This window comes from Terriglobus tenax (genome assembly GCF_025685395.1).
GTDB lineage: Bacteria > Acidobacteriota > Terriglobia > Terriglobales > Acidobacteriaceae > Terriglobus > Terriglobus tenax.
Window position 1 is genome coordinate 743,592 of record NZ_JAGSYA010000004.1, and the last position, 16,513, is coordinate 760,104.

16 protein-coding genes and 1 other RNA gene are annotated in these 16,513 nt (G+C 61.3%); 7 read left to right on the plus strand and 10 right to left on the minus strand.

Annotated features, from left to right (window positions below; genetic code table 11):
* Positions 1–56: 56 nt before the first annotated feature.
* Positions 57–737 carry a (d)CMP kinase gene (gene cmk, locus OHL13_RS08605; protein ID WP_263409722.1) on the minus strand — a complete coding sequence of 227 codons (681 nt, stop codon included), beginning with the start codon at positions 735–737 and terminating at the stop codon, positions 57–59.
* Positions 738–2,825, minus strand: a complete 2,088-nt coding sequence (locus OHL13_RS08610; protein WP_263409723.1) for a hypothetical protein — start codon at positions 2,823–2,825, stop codon at positions 738–740.
* A 178-nt stretch (positions 2,826–3,003) separates the two neighbouring features.
* On the opposite strand from OHL13_RS08610, the gene OHL13_RS08615 reads away from it, so the two are divergent.
* Positions 3,004–3,465: a nuclear transport factor 2 family protein gene (locus OHL13_RS08615; RefSeq protein ID WP_263409724.1), complete on the plus strand. Its 462-nt coding sequence runs from the start codon at positions 3,004–3,006 to the stop codon at positions 3,463–3,465.
* A gap of 83 nt (positions 3,466–3,548) precedes the next feature.
* Here the strand turns inward: OHL13_RS08615 and mutL are convergent, their stop codons facing one another.
* The 7 genes from mutL to ffs all read right to left on the minus strand — a co-directional run bounded on the left by mutL (position 3,549) and on the right by ffs (position 10,580).
* Complete coding sequence (gene mutL / locus OHL13_RS08620) at positions 3,549–5,504, minus strand: DNA mismatch repair endonuclease MutL (protein WP_263409725.1); 1,956 nt, start codon at positions 5,502–5,504, stop codon at positions 3,549–3,551.
* Between the two features lie 251 nt (positions 5,505–5,755).
* Positions 5,756–7,336 (minus strand): pyruvate kinase, encoded by a 1,581-nt coding sequence (gene pyk, locus OHL13_RS08625; protein ID WP_263409726.1) that lies wholly within the window; start codon positions 7,334–7,336, stop codon positions 5,756–5,758.
* 93 nt (positions 7,337–7,429) lie between these two features.
* Positions 7,430–8,293, minus strand: coding sequence for a YihY/virulence factor BrkB family protein (locus OHL13_RS08630; RefSeq protein WP_263409727.1), 864 nt, complete (start codon positions 8,291–8,293; stop codon positions 7,430–7,432).
* A 41-nt stretch (positions 8,294–8,334) separates the two neighbouring features.
* The gene (locus OHL13_RS08635; protein ID WP_263409728.1) at positions 8,335–8,742 is read right to left on the minus strand and encodes a hypothetical protein; all 408 of its coding nucleotides are present in this window, start codon (positions 8,740–8,742) and stop codon (positions 8,335–8,337) included.
* A gap of 94 nt (positions 8,743–8,836) precedes the next feature.
* A complete protein-coding gene (locus OHL13_RS08640; protein ID WP_263409729.1) occupies positions 8,837–9,319 on the minus strand; it encodes a thioredoxin family protein in 483 nt (160 codons plus the stop codon).
* 66 nt (positions 9,320–9,385) lie between these two features.
* A complete protein-coding gene (locus OHL13_RS08645; protein WP_263411631.1) occupies positions 9,386–10,402 on the minus strand; it encodes a beta-ketoacyl-ACP synthase III in 1,017 nt (338 codons plus the stop codon).
* 80 nt (positions 10,403–10,482) lie between these two features.
* Positions 10,483–10,580, minus strand: an RNA gene (ffs, locus tag OHL13_RS08650) — signal recognition particle sRNA small type.
* Between the two features lie 79 nt (positions 10,581–10,659).
* Here ffs and rimO point away from each other — a divergent pair.
* Positions 10,660–12,216, plus strand: a complete 1,557-nt coding sequence (gene rimO / locus OHL13_RS08655) for a 30S ribosomal protein S12 methylthiotransferase RimO (RefSeq protein WP_399255482.1) — start codon at positions 10,660–10,662, stop codon at positions 12,214–12,216.
* A gap of 73 nt (positions 12,217–12,289) precedes the next feature.
* On the opposite strand, the gene OHL13_RS08660 is transcribed toward rimO, so the two are convergent.
* Positions 12,290–12,631 carry a hypothetical protein gene (locus tag OHL13_RS08660; RefSeq protein ID WP_263409730.1) on the minus strand — a complete coding sequence of 114 codons (342 nt, stop codon included), beginning with the start codon at positions 12,629–12,631 and terminating at the stop codon, positions 12,290–12,292.
* A gap of 209 nt (positions 12,632–12,840) precedes the next feature.
* On the opposite strand from OHL13_RS08660, the gene OHL13_RS08665 reads away from it, so the two are divergent.
* From OHL13_RS08665 to OHL13_RS08685, 5 genes are all read left to right on the plus strand, one after another.
* Positions 12,841–13,059, plus strand: a complete 219-nt coding sequence (locus OHL13_RS08665) for a DNA gyrase inhibitor YacG (protein ID WP_263409731.1) — start codon at positions 12,841–12,843, stop codon at positions 13,057–13,059.
* Complete coding sequence (locus OHL13_RS08670; RefSeq protein ID WP_263409732.1) at positions 13,049–13,558, plus strand: phosphatidylglycerophosphatase A family protein; 510 nt, start codon at positions 13,049–13,051, stop codon at positions 13,556–13,558. The genes OHL13_RS08665 and OHL13_RS08670 overlap by 11 nt, the downstream gene beginning before the upstream one ends.
* A gap of 62 nt (positions 13,559–13,620) precedes the next feature.
* Positions 13,621–14,676 (plus strand): gluconolaconase, encoded by a 1,056-nt coding sequence (locus OHL13_RS08675; RefSeq protein ID WP_263409733.1) that lies wholly within the window; start codon positions 13,621–13,623, stop codon positions 14,674–14,676.
* Entirely contained in the window at positions 14,673–15,917 is a 1,245-nt protein-coding gene (locus tag OHL13_RS08680) for a competence/damage-inducible protein A (protein ID WP_263409734.1), read from the plus strand. The genes OHL13_RS08675 and OHL13_RS08680 overlap by 4 nt, the downstream gene beginning before the upstream one ends.
* Positions 15,917–16,504 (plus strand): DUF4262 domain-containing protein, encoded by a 588-nt coding sequence (locus OHL13_RS08685; protein ID WP_263409735.1) that lies wholly within the window; start codon positions 15,917–15,919, stop codon positions 16,502–16,504. The genes OHL13_RS08680 and OHL13_RS08685 overlap by 1 nt, the downstream gene beginning before the upstream one ends.
* Positions 16,505–16,513 lie beyond the last annotated feature (9 nt).

Below are 16,513 nucleotides of genomic sequence, written 5' to 3' on the forward strand. Positions count from 1 at the left end.
TGCCATTCCTGAAGCAGTGAAGGACCTGCTTCTTTTTGCAGGGTGCCACCTGGTCCTTATCCGGGCCACTTCTCCAGCACAATCGCCTCTGCCCGCGCCTTCACTTCATCCAGGCTCAGCACAGTCGAGTCCACCAGGACAGCGTCTTCGGCTGGACGCAGCGGCGACTCGGTACGCGTGCGGTCACGTTCATCCCGCTCCCGCAGCTCGCGTTTGACGTCGTCGGCCGACGGCTGCCCCTGCGTTGGCCCGGTCTGGATAAAGCGGCGTTCTCCACGCGCATCCGGTGAGGCGTCGAGGAAGATTTTCACCTCGGCCTTCGGAAAGACGACCGTGCCGATGTCACGCCCTTCCATCACCACGCCACCTTCGGCGCCCATCCGCTGCTGCGCGGCCACCATCAGGGCTCGCACCCTGGGGTGAACGCTTACTCTGGAGGCTGCCTGCGTTACGTCCTTCTCGCGAAGCTGTGTGGTCACATCCTCGCCATCCAGCAGAACGCGGTTCCCCCCCTCGGTGGGCTCCAGCGCAATCGCAGTCATCTCCGCCATGGCCGCAAGGGCTGCCTCGTCTTCCAGGGGAAGTCCGAGGCGCAGCGCCTTGAGTGCGGTGGCGCGATACATCGCGCCGCTTTCCAGGTTCAACAGGCCAAAGCGCTTTGCCAGGAAAGCGGCGATCGTGCTTTTTCCAGCTCCGGAAGGTCCATCGATGGCAACGACGGGCTTACGTACAGCCATTTACTCGCCGCCCTCACGCTTCTTGAACGGCTTGCGGGGTCCGGAAGGCTTGCTGCCAAACTTCTTGGGACCACCAAAACTACCACCCGGCTTGCTGCCGAACTTCTTCGGGCCACCGAAGCCAGGCTTGCTGCCAAACTTCTTCGGACCAAACGACGGCTTGCGATCTCCGCCGAAGGAAGGCTTACGATCGCCACCAAAGCTGCGACGTTCACCACCACCTTCACCCTCGGTACGGGGACGGAAGGGCTTGCGCTCGCCATCAAATGGCTTCCGGGCAAAAGGCTTGCGGTCGCGGTCGCTGCCAAAGCTGCGACGCTCGCCACCGGCTCCCTCTTCGCGAGGACGGAACGGTTTACGCTCACCATCGAATGGCTTGCGTACATACGGACGACGCTCACCCCCACCTTCACCCTCGGTACGAGGACGGAAGGGCTTGCGCTCGCCATCGAATGGCTTCCGGGCAAAAGGCTTGCGGTCGCGGTCGCCGCCAAAGCTGCGACGCTCACCGCCACCGGCTCCCTCTTCGCGAGGACGGAACGGTTTACGCTCACCGTCAAACGGCTTGCGTACATACGGACGACGTTCACCGCCACCCTCACCCTCGGTGCGAGGGCGGAACGGCTTACGCTCACCATCAAACGGTTTGCGAGTATACGGACGACGCTCACCGCCACCTTCACCCTCGGTACGGGGACGGAAGGGCTTGCGCTCGCCATCAAATGGCTTCCGGGCAAAAGGCTTGCGGTCGCGGTCGCCGCCAAAGCTGCGACGCTCGCCACCGGCTCCCTCTTCGCGAGGACGGAACGGTTTACGCTCACCATCGAATGGCTTGCGTACATACGGACGACGCTCACCCCCACCTTCACCCTCGGTACGAGGACGGAAGGGCTTGCGCTCGCCATCAAATGGCTTCCGGGCAAAAGGCTTGCGGTCGCGGTCGCCGCCAAAGCTGCGACGCTCGCCACCGGCTCCCTCTTCGCGAGGACGGAACGGCTTACGCTCACCATCGAATGGCTTGCGCACATACGGACGACGTTCACCGCCACCTTCACCCTCGGTACGAGGACGGAAGGGCTTGCGCTCACCATCGTACGGACGGCGGGCCGGGCGGTCGCCTTCGGCCGCGGGCTTGCGGACAAACGGCTTCTTCTCCGGGTCAAACGGACGGCGCGTGCGAACCGGCACCTTGCGCTCAAAATCGCCACGGCCTTCGCTGAAGGTCTTCTCGACGCGCTTTTTGCTGCGCTCCAGCAGGGCATCGCGGTTGGGCTCGGCCTCTCCGACATCGCCCAGGTCCGCTCCAGCGGTTTCCTCTGCGCCTTCGGCACCTTCCTCAACGGCAACAACAATCTCAGGCATCTCCGGCAGTTCGCCGCGAATATGCAGCAGCGTCTTGCCTTCGAGCACCACTTCGTCAATCTGGCGGGCGGCGTTCAGGCCGCTGACGGCATCGCGCACCTTGGAACGGGCCACCAGGGGCGACAGAAAAGATTCGATCTCTTCGCGTTCCGCCACCAGAACCGCACTCATGTAGAGCGAAATCATGGCCGAAAGCGCGGTGGGAACACCGGCGTTTCCGCCCGTCTTGATCTGCTTGGTAAAGCGCGCCGACATCAGCTCCCAGCGGGCTTCCTCGCCCTGCTGCGGAACGGGAACCACACGCAGCATCGCCCACAGCTCCGCCAGTGCGCGCAGCACAGCAGAATGCGTCAGCTCGCGGCCAAGCTCCGGCAGAAGGTTTGAGGCAGTCTGCGGTCCCTTGGTCTTCAACAGGCTCCAGACCTTCAGTGCCAGCGGAGAAAGCGTCTGCGGGTCCGGAGCGACCTTCCAGTTCTTATCGCCGCGCAGCGTGTACACATACGGCAGAGCGGCGGGGCTGACGATAAAGTCGGGTGTCTCGCCCGGGGCGGCTCCGCCCATCAACAGCAGGGGAACGGCTGCGCCTTCGCGCACCAGGCGGCCCAGCGTGTCCTTTGCCAGTTCAACTTCCGCAAGTCCGGGTTCTGCAACTCCGGTAACGGCTGAAACAAAGACGGGGGCAAGCGTGGTAAGCTGCGTCTTCGGGGTCCACAGGACGAGTCCCATGCGGTCTACCCACGCATGTGCGTCCTCTAAAGTAAGTAGCGCGTTTCCGTCCAGCCCAAAGGCGCGACGCCGCGCAAGATCTAATTGCTCTCGTGTCATAACCTTTTAAGTTTATCGGCATTTGCGCGCGCGTGCCGCCCGCGTGAACTTTATCCGTGGGTCGACGTACAACGAAGGTATGAAGAACGCCCTCGCCCTGCTCGCCGTTCTGTTCATCACATCCGCGGTCCACGCCCAGTCCTCCACGGAAACAACCCTCTACAAAACCGTCGCCGCGCTGGATCAAAAGCTGTTTCACGCCTACAACACCTGCGACCTGAAGACACTGGACGTCATGGTCGCCGACGACCTGGAGTTCTACCACGACCAGACCGGCCTGGCCGTGGGCAAACAGCCCTTTCTGGAAGCCATCAGGAACAACATCTGCGGCAAGGTCACCCGCGAACTGGTCTCCGCCTCGCTCGAGGTCCACCCGCTGAAGACCTACGGCGCGGTCGAGATCGGCGTCCACCGCTTCCTGCACCCCAACGATCCCACCAACCCTCCCGGAGAAGGCAAGTTCGTGATGCTCTGGCAGCAGAAGGGGGATGTGTGGAAACTGACGCGCGTGATCAGCTACGACCACGGACAGGCTAAATAACCGCACATACGATTTACTCTGACCTCTCGACCGGAGTGCGTAGCACGGAGCGGAGAGACCTGCATTTCTTCAACCAACGCCACCTAAATCCGGTTGAAGGCCTTCTGAATCTCTTTCAGCGAATAACGCAGTGCGATCGGCCTGCCATGAGGACAGCTCGTCGGGTGCTGCGTTCTCGCTAACTCCGTAATCAGCCAGTCGATCTTCGCCGGCTCCAGTGGCATGTTGATCTTGATGGCCGCGTGGCACGCAATCGACGCCGCAATGCGGATGCGCCGGGCCTCCGCATTCTCTGCCTGCCCCGTGCGGTCATCTGCCAGCACCTCGTCCAGCAGGTGTTCCAGCTCCTTGCCCTCCAGCCCCACCGGGGCCGACTTCACCGCCAGCGTGCGCGGCCCAAACGGCTCCGCCTCAAAGCCATTCCGGTCCAGCTCATCCGCAATGTTGGCAAAGGCCAGCATCTGGGCGGGTTGCAGATCCACCAGTAGTGGCATCAGCAGGCGCTGGCGCTGCACAGACTCCGTCTTCCGTTCCCGCAGAATCTTCTCAAACAGCACCCGCTCATGGGCTACGTGCTGGTCAATAATCCAAAGCCCGTCTTCATTCACCGCCAGGATGAAGGAGTTCCGCAGCTGCCCCAGAGGGCGCAGCGTGCTGAGCGAGTGCAGCGTCTCCGGCCGGTCTTCCTCCTCGACGGCAAGCGTGGAACAGGAGTGCTTCCCCGTCGCGCGGCGGTCCGCTCCGTCCAGGTACTCCGGCTCCTCGGCAGGCCGCGTCGTCTCCGGAAAGGCAATCCTCTGCTCGGTCGCCAGGAACGGGTCTGGCTGCAAGGAGAACGCCGCGGTATCGCCAGCCATCGGCTGCCCCTCGGACTCCGGCATTCCCTCCGGTGCGCCGGGCAGCGGGCTCACATCGATGCGCAGCGACTCACTGGCCAGTGGCGAGTCCGTCAGGGCGGTGGCAAAACTCATGACCGGACGAGCCGCCATCAGTGCCGTCCGCACCGAGTCCCGCAGGAAGTCATGCACGATCGACTGCTGCCGGAAGCGCACCTCCGTCTTGGCCGGATGCACATTCACATCCACCTCCGCAGGCGGCATCTCCAGGAACAGAAGCACCACCGGATAGCTGGTCGGCGGAATGATGTTGCGATACGCCTCGCCCAGCGCGTGCAGCACCAGCCGGTCACGAATCAGGCGTCCATTCACAAAAACGTAGATCGAGTTCCGGTTGAGCTTTTGCAGCTCCGGCTTTGAAATAAAACCACTTATGCGCATCGCTCCAGGCTCTGGGGGCTCATAGTGCTCGTCCCTCTTCCAGGGCGGCGGCTCCGGGATTCCCGTCCGTGCGAAGTCAGTTTCAGCTGTCACCGGGATCATCTGGTCCACGGTTTCGCGGCCGAAGATCTGGAACATGCGATCGGCGGCGCTGGTAACCGCAGGCGCGACCAGCAGCGCATGCGTGGCCGAGTGCAGCTCAAAGTGCCTCGTTGGATTCGCCAGCGCGTAGTGCGTCACCAGGGCGGCTACATGCTGCAGCTCGGTCGATTCGCTGCGCAGGAACTTGCGGCGCGCGGGGGTATTGAAGAACAGGTCGCGGATGGTGATCGTGGTACCGGCCGGGCGTCCCATCTCCTCGACGCGCACCATCTTGCCGCCTGCGATCTCGACCAGTGTTCCGGCCTCATCTTCCGGAGCTCGTGTCTCCAGCAGAAGACGCGAGACGGAGGCGATGGACGGCAGAGCCTCCCCGCGAAAGCCGAGAGTGGCAATCTGCAGCAGGTCATCGGAGCTGCGCAACTTGGAAGTAGCATGACGTTCGAAGGCCAGAAGGGCGTCATCACGGCCCATACCGTGGCCGTCATCGGCAATACGGATCAGCTTGCGTCCGCCGCCTTCCACCTCAATGCGGATACGGGTCGCACCGGCGTCAAGCGAGTTCTCCAGCAGCTCCTTCACCACGGAGGCTGGACGCTCCACCACCTCGCCGGCGGCGATCTGGTTCGCTACCTGGTCAGACAAAACACGGATACGGCCCATCCGGCTATTTTAGGGGGATTTCGAGATGAGGAAAGCCGGGCTTAAAACGCAAAGGCCCGCATCCGGCAAAGCGGATGCGGGCCACGCGGTGAACTCTACTTGAAGTTGCCGCAGAGGATGGCGAAGGTGATGCCGAAGAGGATGAGGAAAATCTGCCAGTTACGGTCGATCCAGCTGTTCTGTTGCTGCGACATGTGCGTGCAATCTCCTTAAGGCCATCGTAAATGCCACGATGGCGGTCTGCGAAGTGGTTACTTCTTCTTGCCCTTGGTCTTCGTCGAGGTCTTGGACTTCACCTTGGACGCGGACTTGGTTTTCACGGCGGACTTGGACTTCGTCTTGTCCTTGCCTGCCTTCTTCTTCACAAAATCGTAGTCCTGGTCGCCAACCATATGCAGGCGCATAAAGTTGGTGCCGCCGGACTTGGTGCGGGTTCCGGCAACGATGCCGAGGATCTGGCGGTTCTGCACATAACCTGCATCGCGCAGAATTTCATCGGCCATGGTCACCAGCAGGTCAGTGTCCAGGAACCGCTTGCAGGCCACCGGCGTGGTGCCCCACAGCAGCATGGCGCGGTTGATGACGGCCGGGTCAGGCGAGAGCAGGTAAATCGGCGTCTCCGGACGGAACTTCGACAGCAGGCGGCCCGAGTAACCGCTCTCGGTGAAGATGGCAATGGCGGACAGGTCCAGGTCCTGCGCAGCCAGCGCCATGCACTCGCAGATGGTCTCCGGTACGGAGAGCGCTCCACGGCGCGGCTGGCGAACCTTGGGAGCCGGATTGTTGCGGATCTGGTACTCTGTCTCGGCAACGATCTTGGCCATCATGGCCACGGCGTTCACCGGATACTTGCCGTTCGCCGTCTCGGCGGAGAGCATCACGGCGTCCGTGCCGTCATACACGGCATTCGCAACGTCGCTGGCCTCGGCGCGGGTGGGGCGCGGGTTCTCGATCATCGACTCCAGCATCTGCGTCGCCGTGATTACCGGCTTGCGGAACTCCGCCGCCTTCGTGATGATGTGCTTCTGGATGGCCGGAACCTTCTCGGGTGGCACTTCGACACCCAGGTCACCACGCGCGACCATGATGCCGTCGGCCACTTCCAGGATCGAGTCCAGGTGTTCAATCGCCTGCGGCTTTTCGAGCTTGGCAATGATCCAGGCATCGGACTTCAGGGCATCCAGGCGGCCCTTCACGTGGCGAACATCGTCCGCGGTGCGCACAAAGGAGACGGCGATGGTATCCACGCCCTCGCCGATGGCGAACTCCAGGTCTTCCTCGTCCTTCTCCGTCAGCGAAGGAACCTTGACCGGGATACCCGGCAGGTTGATGCCCTTGTTCTCACCCAGCATGCCGCCGTTGACGATGTCGCAGACCACGGCCGAGCCCTTCACATCGCGGACCAGCAGCTCAATCAGGCCGTCGCTCAGCAGGATGCGTGCGCCGGGTTCCAGGTTCTCGGCCAGCGTGGTGAAGGTAGTGCCTACGGCGGAGGCGGTGCCTTCCTTGATCTTCGGATCAATGGTCAGCAGCTTTCCCTGCTCCAGCAGAACGGGCTTGCCGCCCTTCAGCTTGCCGGTACGGATCTTCGGACCCTGCAGATCGGCAAGAATGCAGATCGGCTTCTTCTCCTGAGCGGCGACTTTACGCACCATGCGGATCAGTTCCGCCTTCTGCGCATGCGAGCCGTGCGAGAAGTTCAGGCGGGCAACATCAAGGCCAGCGCGGACCAGTTGTCCGAAGACGAGCTCATCGCTCGATGTAGGCCCCAGTGTTCCGACGATCTTAGCGCGGCGCGTGCCGCTCTCTCCCAGGCTCAAACCATTCAGCATGTGTGATTAAGTCCCCTATTTTGTGCGGCAGTACAACAATAGTCCGCAGTCATTCTACAGTCTTTGTCCATATAGCTGGTTGGACCACCATCATTATCTGCGGCGAAGTAGACTTCCAGACCTGCGGCGGCTCGTGTGAAGCTGCCGCGCGGCGTTCAATTCCGCTCCAAACATCACACTGATGCTGGCCAGATAGAGCCATACCAGCAACGCAATACCCGCGCCCAGGGAGCCATACACACGCGAGTAGTTGGCGTAGTGGGTCACATACCACCCAAAGGCCAGCGTGGAGGCAAACCACAACAGCGTGGCAAACAGCGCACCCGGCAGTGTTCGCCGCCACGACACCGAACGTGGTGTACCGAAGTGGTAGATAAACGAGACGATGCTGACCGTGCCGGCCAGGGCAATGATCCACCGTGCGGCAGTTGCAACAACGTAGATAAGATCCCGCGAGTAGTAGGGAGAAAGAATGTACAGCCACAAAGCGAAATAATGGCCAAAGACCACCAGCACGCTGGCTAAACCAAGCGGAAGTACGGAGATGGGTACGAGGACGAAGGAGATGATGCGCCGCTTCCAGAAGCCCCACACCCCCTGCGGCAGGTCATAGGCGCGGCGGAAACCTTCCATCAGCGTCAACAGCACACCGGAGGCGCCGGTAAGGCTGACGATGGAGGCCCCGATAGGAAGGCTGGCCCCGGCTCTGTCCACATGCGGAAAGTACGAAGCCAGCAGCGCCGTGACCTGCGGCGGAAAGACCCGTACGAAGACCAGCGAAAACTGCTGGCGAAAGAGAGACCCATCCGGCATCCGCGCGATGACGGCAGCGGTAACGATCAGCGCCGGGAACAACGCGAAAATGGCAGAGTAGGCACACCCCTTGGCCGTGCCGAAGACATCGTGATGAAAGCCGTTGCGCGCGGCCAGTCGCAGGTGAGCCCAGAATCGGCGCATGAGTAACACAAGACTATCGTGGACAACGGCCGATGGAACGGCTATTGCTCCTGCTGGCTATAGCTCTTTTTCACGGCACGGCGAACGATCGTCATGATGTTGGCCGCGCAGACCTCGGTATCCGTGCACTGGATCCTGGCCGGATTGGAGCGGCGGGAGAGCCATACCAGGCGGACACTCACAGGAAACCTGGCCGACTGCTCCGGAGCTGCGCCCTGGCGGACCTCCACAACGTAGTACTGCGCGCGGCTGTCGCTGGTATCCACCGCTTCGGTCAGCTCGCTGTCACGGGACAGTGCGTTGTGCAGAGCGCTGTTCAACTCCATTCCATTGAACTCTTTGCACTCACACACCAGCACGACGGGGTACTGCGTCGTCGAGGACGTCTGCGATCCGGCACTCACAAGGCAGCCCAGGCTTACACAGAGCGCCGCCAGCATTCGTTTCATGGATACTCCCGGTTACACATCAAATTTCTGAACGGAACGACCGTATGCGCGTCCTGTCCGTTGAGGGACGCTGTTGTTTGATATCACCGTTCCCTTAGATCTTCCACTTATTTAGAAATTCCGTCACGGAAGAAGCATTCATCGATCGCATCGACTCAAACTCGCCCGTCTTCTGTGCGTAGAGCAACTTGCCATTCGCATCCACAACCGCCAGCGCAGGAACGCCCTTCTTCAGCGGAATCTGGTACTTGTCGGCAACATCGACATGCTGGTCCATCCGGCCGATCCAGACATGCACCAGCACGAAGTGCTTCGCCAGCAATTCCTTATTAGGGCTCTGCTTGAAGTAAATATCCAGCACCTGGCAGTCGCCGCACCAGTCTCCGCCGAAGTCGAGGATCACGCGCTTGTGCTCGCGCTTTGCCTGGCGCAGGGCAGCGGCAATGTCCTTCCAGGGGTCAGCCTTCTCGTCGTAGATGTGGGCCTTGGTGGAAGGTGGGGCCATCTGCGCGGAGGCAAGCGCAGGAGCCGCCAGCAGCGAAAGAGCAAGAACAACAGCCGTCGTAAATGATCGCATGATGTTAAATCTCCAGCAGTTAAAGATGCGCACCACCCCACAAAGTATGCAGCGGTGCGCTCCCGGCTAGATCTCCCAGCGCAGCAGGGTGGAAGCTACCGTGAAACCCGCTCCGACAGAGGCCAACAGGACCAGGTCGCCCTTCTTCAGACGGCCCTCTTCCATCGCCGTACCCATCGCCAGCGGAATGGTACCGGCGGTGGTGTTGCCGTAGCGGTCAATGTTGATGACAACGCGCTCTTCCGGCATCCCCAGGCGTTCTGCCGTCGACAGGATGATGCGCTTGTTGGCCTGGTGCGGAATCAGGCAGGCAAGCTCGTCGCCCTTCAGCCCGTTGCGCTCCAGCACAGTCTCGGCGGCTTCCGCCATCTTGCGGACCGCGAACTTGTAGACCGCCTGGCCATCCTGGTGCACGTAGTGCATCTTCTGGTCGATGGTTTCGTGCGTCGGAGGATGCAGGCTGCCGCCGCCGGGCATGTTGAGCGAGACTCCGCCGGAGCCATCCACCTCGTGCCAGAAATCGACCAGTCCCACCTCATCACCCTCGCAGGGCTCCAGCAGGACAGCACCGGCGCCGTCGCCGAACAGGATGCAGGTGGTGCGGTCGGTGTAATCCATGATCGACGACATGGTATCCGCGCCGATGACCAGGACCTTCTTGTGCACTCCGCTCTCAACCAGCTTGGCGCCGACCTGTAGAGCGTAGGGGAAGCCCGAGCAGGCAGCCGAGAGGTCAAAACCCCATGCGCCTTTGGCTCCGAGCTTGTTCTGCACCAGGCAGGCCGTCGCCGGGAACATCATGTCCGGAGTGACGGTAGCGACGATGATCGCATCCACCTCTTCGGGCGAAACACCGCGGGCCGCCAGGCACTTCTTTGCCGCTTCCGTCGCCAGGTCGCTGGTCGCAACTCCCTTGTCGACGATGTGGCGCTCGCGGATGCCAGTCCGCTCCACGATCCACTGGTCGTTGGTTTCGACCATCTTTTCGAGATCCGCATTGGTCAACAGCCGCGGGGGCACATACGTACCAACAGAACTGATCTTTGCCCGCACACTGACGCGCGGCTTCAACTCAAGAGACAAAACTGTCACCTCACACTTCCATTAGGAAGGATATCAACGGATGAATTGTAGAGTGGGGAGCGCGGCAAAGAGTGTTTGAAGAGTACCGGGGAGCCTACTGCGCACATACTGGCCCGTTACCGTTGCTTCCTTCCGGACCTGGCGGGGTTGGCGGGATTATGTCGCGTAGGTCCCGGCACTTGCTTAGTCTATCAGCGATTGTCGAAGCATGCTTTTCAAGCCGCTGAAAATAGTGGAAATCGCGGTAGAATACATAGGTGTCTACCCTTGTAAAATCTGGCGATTCCGCTGCTGTGAGCACCCCGGCAGACGACGTCGCAACGCAAAAAACCCGCATCGGATTCGTCTCTCTCGGCTGCCCCAAGAACCTCGTTGACTCCGAGGTGATGATGGGCCTTCTTCACCACGCAGGCGCGGAGCTGACGCCGCACGCCGAAGATGCCGACATCATCGTTGTGAACACCTGCAGCTTCATCGACTCGGCCAAGCAGGAGTCCGTCAACGCCATCCTGGAGATGGCGCAGCACAAAACCACCGGCCGCGCGCAGAAGCTGATCGTCGCCGGTTGCCTGGTGGAACGCTACCGCGACGAGATCCGGAAGAACATCCCCGAAGTCGATGCCGTCATCGGTACCGGCGAGCTGGACGCCGTTCTGGCCGCGGCCGGCATGGCTCCCACGCAGGCCGCGAACTCGCCCTTCACCATCCTGAACGCCTCACCCGCAACCTCCGAGGCAGAACTGATTGACCGCGCTCCGTCGGCCGTCAAAAAGCATTCGCGTCCCGAAGGCGACCTGCGCGAAGAGCAGGGCCGCTTCAGCCGCGCCGCATGGGAAGGCGCCTCGGCTTCTCTGCCCGAGTATCTCTACTCGGACGAGACGCCGCGCATCCTGACGACGCCCAAGGCCTCGGCCTACATCAAGATTGCCGAAGGCTGCGATCATCCCTGCACCTTCTGCATCATCCCGCAGCTTCGCGGCAAGTTCCGCTCGCGCCGCATGTCGTCCATCGTTGCCGAGGCGGAGTCGCTGGTGAAGCAGGGCGTGCGCGAGATCACGCTCATCGGCCAGGACACCACCTGCTACGGCGAAGACCTGGGCCTGAAGGATGGCCTCGCCGACCTGCTGGATGCGCTCGCGCAGGTGCCCGGCGTCAAGTGGCTGCGCTTCCTCTACGCCTACCCCAACAAGGTGACTCCGAAGCTGCTGGAGACCATTGCGAAGCATGACAACATCTCCAAGTACCTCGACGTTCCGCTGCAGCACGCCGCTCCCTCGGCGCTGAAGCGCATGAAGCGTGGCGGATCAGGCGAGATCTTCCTGAAGATGATCGAACGCGCACGTGCCATCGTCCCCGGCATCGTACTGCGCACCAGCTTCATCGTCGGCTTCCCCGGCGAGACCGAGGCCGAGTTCGAGGAACTGGTCCAGTTCATCCAGAGGGCACAGATCGACTGGCTGGGTGTCTTCTCCTACTCGGACGAAGAAGGCGCCAAAGCCTTCGACCTGGGCGAGAAGGTGCCATCGCGCACCATCGAAGCCCGCCGCCGCAAGCTGATGAAGACGCAGCAGAAGATCAGCACCAAGGCAAAGAAAGCCTGGGTCGGTCGCGAGGTTGAGATTCTGGTGGAAGGCGAGAACGAAGAGACGCCACTGCTGTGGGACGCGCGCACCATGCTGCATGCACCGGAGATCGACGGCAAGGTACTGATCAACGACTTCGGACCGCACGAGACGCTGGTTCCCGGCACCTTCTATCGCGCGGAGATTACCGAGTCGCACGACTACGACGTGGTGGCGCAGATCATCGAGTAACCCAGCGCATTTCAGACAAAAGGAAAAGGCCCCGCGATGGGGGCCTTTTCTTTTGCTGCTTCCTTGCCTTGGCTTAGAAACCGCCGTTCGCCTTTGCCTTATCAAGAGCCTTGTTGTATCCGGCGGTGAAGGCGGAGCGATAGGAATCACGCTTGTCCTTCTTCACGCTGGAAGGCGGGTTCTTGTACAGGTGCGACTCGGTGGCGTCGATCTTGCGCTTGGCCAGCGTGTCCAGCTTGGCCGCTTCCATACCGTCCTTGTAGGCCTGCTCCTGTTCGGGAGTGCCCACAAACGGACCGTTGTACTGAGCGGTGTTATCGGAGGACTGATTCTGCTGGGCCAGCGTCATAACCGGGGAGCTGGCAAGGAGGGTCGCTGCAACGAGCGACATAACAAAACGATTTGTGTTCTTCATCGGGTGCTACCTTTCTGTTTCCAACAACTACGTACTGCACACTGCGGTACTGCACAACTGCACACTTCTTTACTTCCGGCGTGAAATCTTACGCCCGGTGATGAGACGTTGCCAAGTATCCCGGCGTTGCTATTTTTCTGGGGTTTTTGCGGGTTTTTCACGATCCACCACCGAAAAGCGCAAACGGTGTAAGTTGGAAAAGGAAACCGATGGCTTCGAACAAGGCTTTACGCTGCCCAACCTGCCGCACTTTGGTGCTTGAAAAGACCGAGGACTTCCCTTTTTGCAGCGACCGCTGCCGCCGGATTGACCTCGGCAAATGGGCCTCGGGCGATTACAAAATTTCCTCTCCTATCCTGGATCCTGAAGTATTAGAAGGACTTGCGGAGCATAACCGGCGTCCGCAGCAGGATAACGATGACGATTAGCTCCGCCGCCAAACCGCACAGGACCACCTGGGCCTGGGTAATCGGCACCTTCTTCGGATCCGGCCTTCTGAAGCCCGGCCCTGGTACCTACGGCTCCATCGCAGCCGTTCTGATCTGGCGCCTGCTTGCCTATGGCCTGGACCTTGGCCGGCCCGCTCTCAGCTTTCTGACGCTGGGACTGGCCATCCTCGCCACCGTCGTCGGCATTCCGGCGGCCACCCGCGTGGCCCGTGAGAGCGGCAAAAAAGACCCCCAGATCGTCGTCGTCGACGAGGCTGCCGGCGTCTGGGTGGCCCTGCTGTTCGCCGCCCCCGTGTGGAAGCACTACGTGCTGGCGCTGGTGCTCTTTCGCATCTTCGACATCCTGAAGCCCCCGCCGGTGCGCCAGTTGGAACGCCTGCCAGAAGGCGCAGGCATCATGTGCGACGACCTGATGGCCGGTGTCTATGCCCTGATCTGCTTCGTGGTGATCGCTCACTTCGCATTTCCCAATTTTTGACCGCACGCATGCCTCTCCGCAGAAATCAGGCGCGAAGCTGCTGGCTGCGTTAGGCTTAAGCCATGGCCGCTGCCTTTCGTTTTGGCTCCAACCTAGAAGACCCGCGTCTTGATTCCGTAACGCCGCTGGCGGCGCTGCCCCATGGTGAGTTTGAGGTACACGGCAGTGGGCTGGGCGTGCATGAGGGCGACCTGCCGACGGTGATGATCGGCGATGTTCCGGCGCGGCTGGCTCTTTCACGTGAATCGCGGATCTCGGTCCGCGTCCCGGAAGGCACCATCACCGGGGACCTGGTCGTGCGGTCACACGGAAGCTCCAGCAACCCCCTGCCTGTACGCGTCGCTGTTCCCATGACGGACAACCTGCATCCGGTGGCCAACCCTGCCGTCGATGCCGAAGGCAACGTCTACGCCACGCTCTCCGGCCAGCGCAATCAACAGACCCCTGTCTCCATCTTCCGCATCGACCGCGACTTCCAGGTACGGCCCTTTGTCCGCGACCTGATGAACGCCACCGGCCTGGCTTTCGGCAAGGACGGCTACCTGTATTCCAGCTCGCGCGCCGAAGGCATCGTCTACCGCATCTCTCCCGCCGGCGCGATGACCATCTACGCCGAGGGCATGGGCGTGGCCACCGGCATCGCCTTTGATGAGGACGGGAACCTGTTCGTCGGCGACCGCAGCGGCACCATCTTCAAGATTGATCGCGAACGTCAGATCTTCGTTTATGCCACGCTGGAACCAAGCGTCGCCGCGTATCACCTGACCTTCGACGACCACGGCACGCTGTTTGTCACCGGCCCCACAACCTCCAGCCGCGACCACGTCTACGCGATCAACCGGCACGGTGAGGTGGAGACCTTCTACACCGGCCTGGGACGCCCACAGGGCTCGGCTTTTGATACGGATGGCAATCTGTACGTGGCGGCATCGCTGAACGGTCAGCGTGGCATCGTGAGGATCACGCCCCGGCGCGAAGCATCGCTGGTGGTCTCCGGCAGCTCGATTGTGGGCTTCTGCTTCCTGGAAGACGGTTGCGCCGCCATTGCCACCAACAATGCGCTGTACCACGTGGAACTTGGCATAGAAGGACGGTTGGTCGCATCTACGAATTCATGAACGCTGAGATCATCGCGATCGGCTCAGAGATGCTGACGCCGCACCGCCAGGACACCAACTCGCTCTACCTGACGGACCGGCTGAACTCGCTGGGCGTTACGGTCGACTTCAAAACCATCGTCGGCGATAACTTTGCCCACCTGACGGGAGCCATCGATACAGCCCTGTCCCGCGTGGATATCGTCATCCTCTCCGGCGGCCTGGGACCGACCGAAGACGACCTGACCCGCGAGGCTGTCGCGAGTGTGCTGAAGCTGAACCTCAAGCGCAGCAACGAGCTACTGGCCGGCCTGCATGCACGCTTTGCGAAGCGCAATATGACCATGTCGCCAAACAACGCCAAGCAGGCGGACGTGATTGACGGCGCGGTGGTTCTGCCCAACGCACATGGTTCCGCCGCCGGGCAGTTTCTGGACACGGTCTACGGCGATCATCGCAAGCTCATCGTCCTGCTGCCCGGGCCTCCAAAAGAACTGAAACCGCTCTACGACACCGAGGTACGGCCGCGCCTGCACGCCATTCTGCCGCCGCGCTTCATCGCCAAGCGCATGCTGCGCATCGCCCTGGTGCCGGAGTCGACCGTCGACGCCCGCACGGCGCCTATCTACAAGACCTACGAGGATGTGGAAACGACCATCCTCGCCCACAACGGAGAGATCCAGCTGCACTTCCAGTGCGCCAACAGCTCCATGGAGCAGGCACAGGCACGCGTCAACGAAGTGGCCAGCCGCTGCGAGCAGGAGATGGCCGACGACGTCTTCTCCGCGCATGGCGAATCGCTGGAAGAGGTCGTGCAGCTTCTGCTGCAACTGAAGGGCGTACGCCTGGCCACGGCCGAAAGCTGCACAGGGGGATGGCTGGCCCAGCGGATCACCTCACTGCCAAACTCCTCACGCAGCTTTGTGGGCGGAGCGGTGGCTTACTCCGATGACTTGAAATCGACCTTTGCGGAGGTCCCACCGCTTCTGATCCGGCAGTATGGCGCGGTCAGTGAGCAGGTGGCGCGCGCGCTCGCTGAAGGTATCCGCCGTAAAACAGGCGCTGACCTCGCCATCGGCATCACCGGCATCGCTGGCCCCGGCGGCGGAACCGAAGAAAAGCCTGTCGGCCTGGTCTACGTGGCACTGGCCGATGCCCAGGGCACCGCCGTCAAGAAGCTGAGCCTGAGCGGCGACCGGGAACGCATCCGCTGGTGGACCACCCAGCACGCGCTGGATATGCTGCGCAGAAAACTGATGTAGTGGCCAATAGGTTTACAGACCGACTCGCTTACCATCGCTCCCAGGAAAACATTGGCGGCAAAGGCGAGGACGACTACTTTCTCGACATTCTCTCGAGCATCGAGAAATACGGCCTTTCGATCACACATGTTTTTTCAAACGAAGACGATGCATTTCTGGACTTCAGCTACTCAATCGGCCTGTACGACACCTACGGCCAGCCCGAGATCATCGTCTCCGGTTTCCCTATGGATCTCGCACAGTTCGTGATCAATGAGCTCGGTAGACGTTACGAAGACGGCTTTATTCCTCAGCAGAACACGCGCTATCAGGATTTTCTCGGCGGCGGCATGGATGTTGTCTTTCGGCTGATGAGTCCGACGTTTATCGAGCGGATGATGCTCTCTTCCATGTGGTTCTATGATGAGGAGATCGCGTTCCCTGCTTATCAGTGCATCTGCCCGGATCTGAACAATGTCTTTCCCTGGGAAGATGGTTTCGACGAGTCATGGCGCAAACGGCAGGCCCTCCTGTTTGAAGGCGCACCGATCACCGCTGTCGAGCAAGAAATTCTCGACGACTTCGATCGCAGCCGCGGCGTCCAGTAATCAAACGAG

What these genes read in the sequence shown, in the direction of transcription:
- OHL13_RS08610 (WP_263409723.1), bottom strand. Translation starts at nt 2,825, where the DNA reads ATGGGACTCGTCCTGTGGACCCCGAAGACGCAGCTTACCACGCTTGCC.
- OHL13_RS08615 (WP_263409724.1), top strand. Translation starts at nt 3,004, where the DNA reads ATGAAGAACGCCCTCGCCCTGCTCGCCGTTCTGTTCATCACATCCGCG.
- OHL13_RS08630 (WP_263409727.1), bottom strand. Translation starts at nt 8,293, where the DNA reads ATGCGCCGATTCTGGGCTCACCTGCGACTGGCCGCGCGCAACGGCTTT.
- OHL13_RS08640 (WP_263409729.1), bottom strand. Translation starts at nt 9,319, where the DNA reads ATGCGATCATTTACGACGGCTGTTGTTCTTGCTCTTTCGCTGCTGGCG.
- cmk (WP_263409722.1), bottom strand. Translation starts at nt 737, where the DNA reads ATGGCTGTACGTAAGCCCGTCGTTGCCATCGATGGACCTTCCGGAGCT.
- OHL13_RS08660 (WP_263409730.1), bottom strand. Translation starts at nt 12,631, where the DNA reads ATGAAGAACACAAATCGTTTTGTTATGTCGCTCGTTGCAGCGACCCTC.
- OHL13_RS08680 (WP_263409734.1), top strand. Translation starts at nt 14,673, where the DNA reads ATGAACGCTGAGATCATCGCGATCGGCTCAGAGATGCTGACGCCGCAC.
- pyk (WP_263409726.1), bottom strand. Translation starts at nt 7,336, where the DNA reads ATGCTGAATGGTTTGAGCCTGGGAGAGAGCGGCACGCGCCGCGCTAAG.
- OHL13_RS08635 (WP_263409728.1), bottom strand. Translation starts at nt 8,742, where the DNA reads ATGAAACGAATGCTGGCGGCGCTCTGTGTAAGCCTGGGCTGCCTTGTG.
- OHL13_RS08675 (WP_263409733.1), top strand. Translation starts at nt 13,621, where the DNA reads ATGGCCGCTGCCTTTCGTTTTGGCTCCAACCTAGAAGACCCGCGTCTT.
- OHL13_RS08670 (WP_263409732.1), top strand. Translation starts at nt 13,049, where the DNA reads ATGACGATTAGCTCCGCCGCCAAACCGCACAGGACCACCTGGGCCTGG.
- OHL13_RS08665 (WP_263409731.1), top strand. Translation starts at nt 12,841, where the DNA reads ATGGCTTCGAACAAGGCTTTACGCTGCCCAACCTGCCGCACTTTGGTG.
- mutL (WP_263409725.1), bottom strand. Translation starts at nt 5,504, where the DNA reads ATGGGCCGTATCCGTGTTTTGTCTGACCAGGTAGCGAACCAGATCGCC.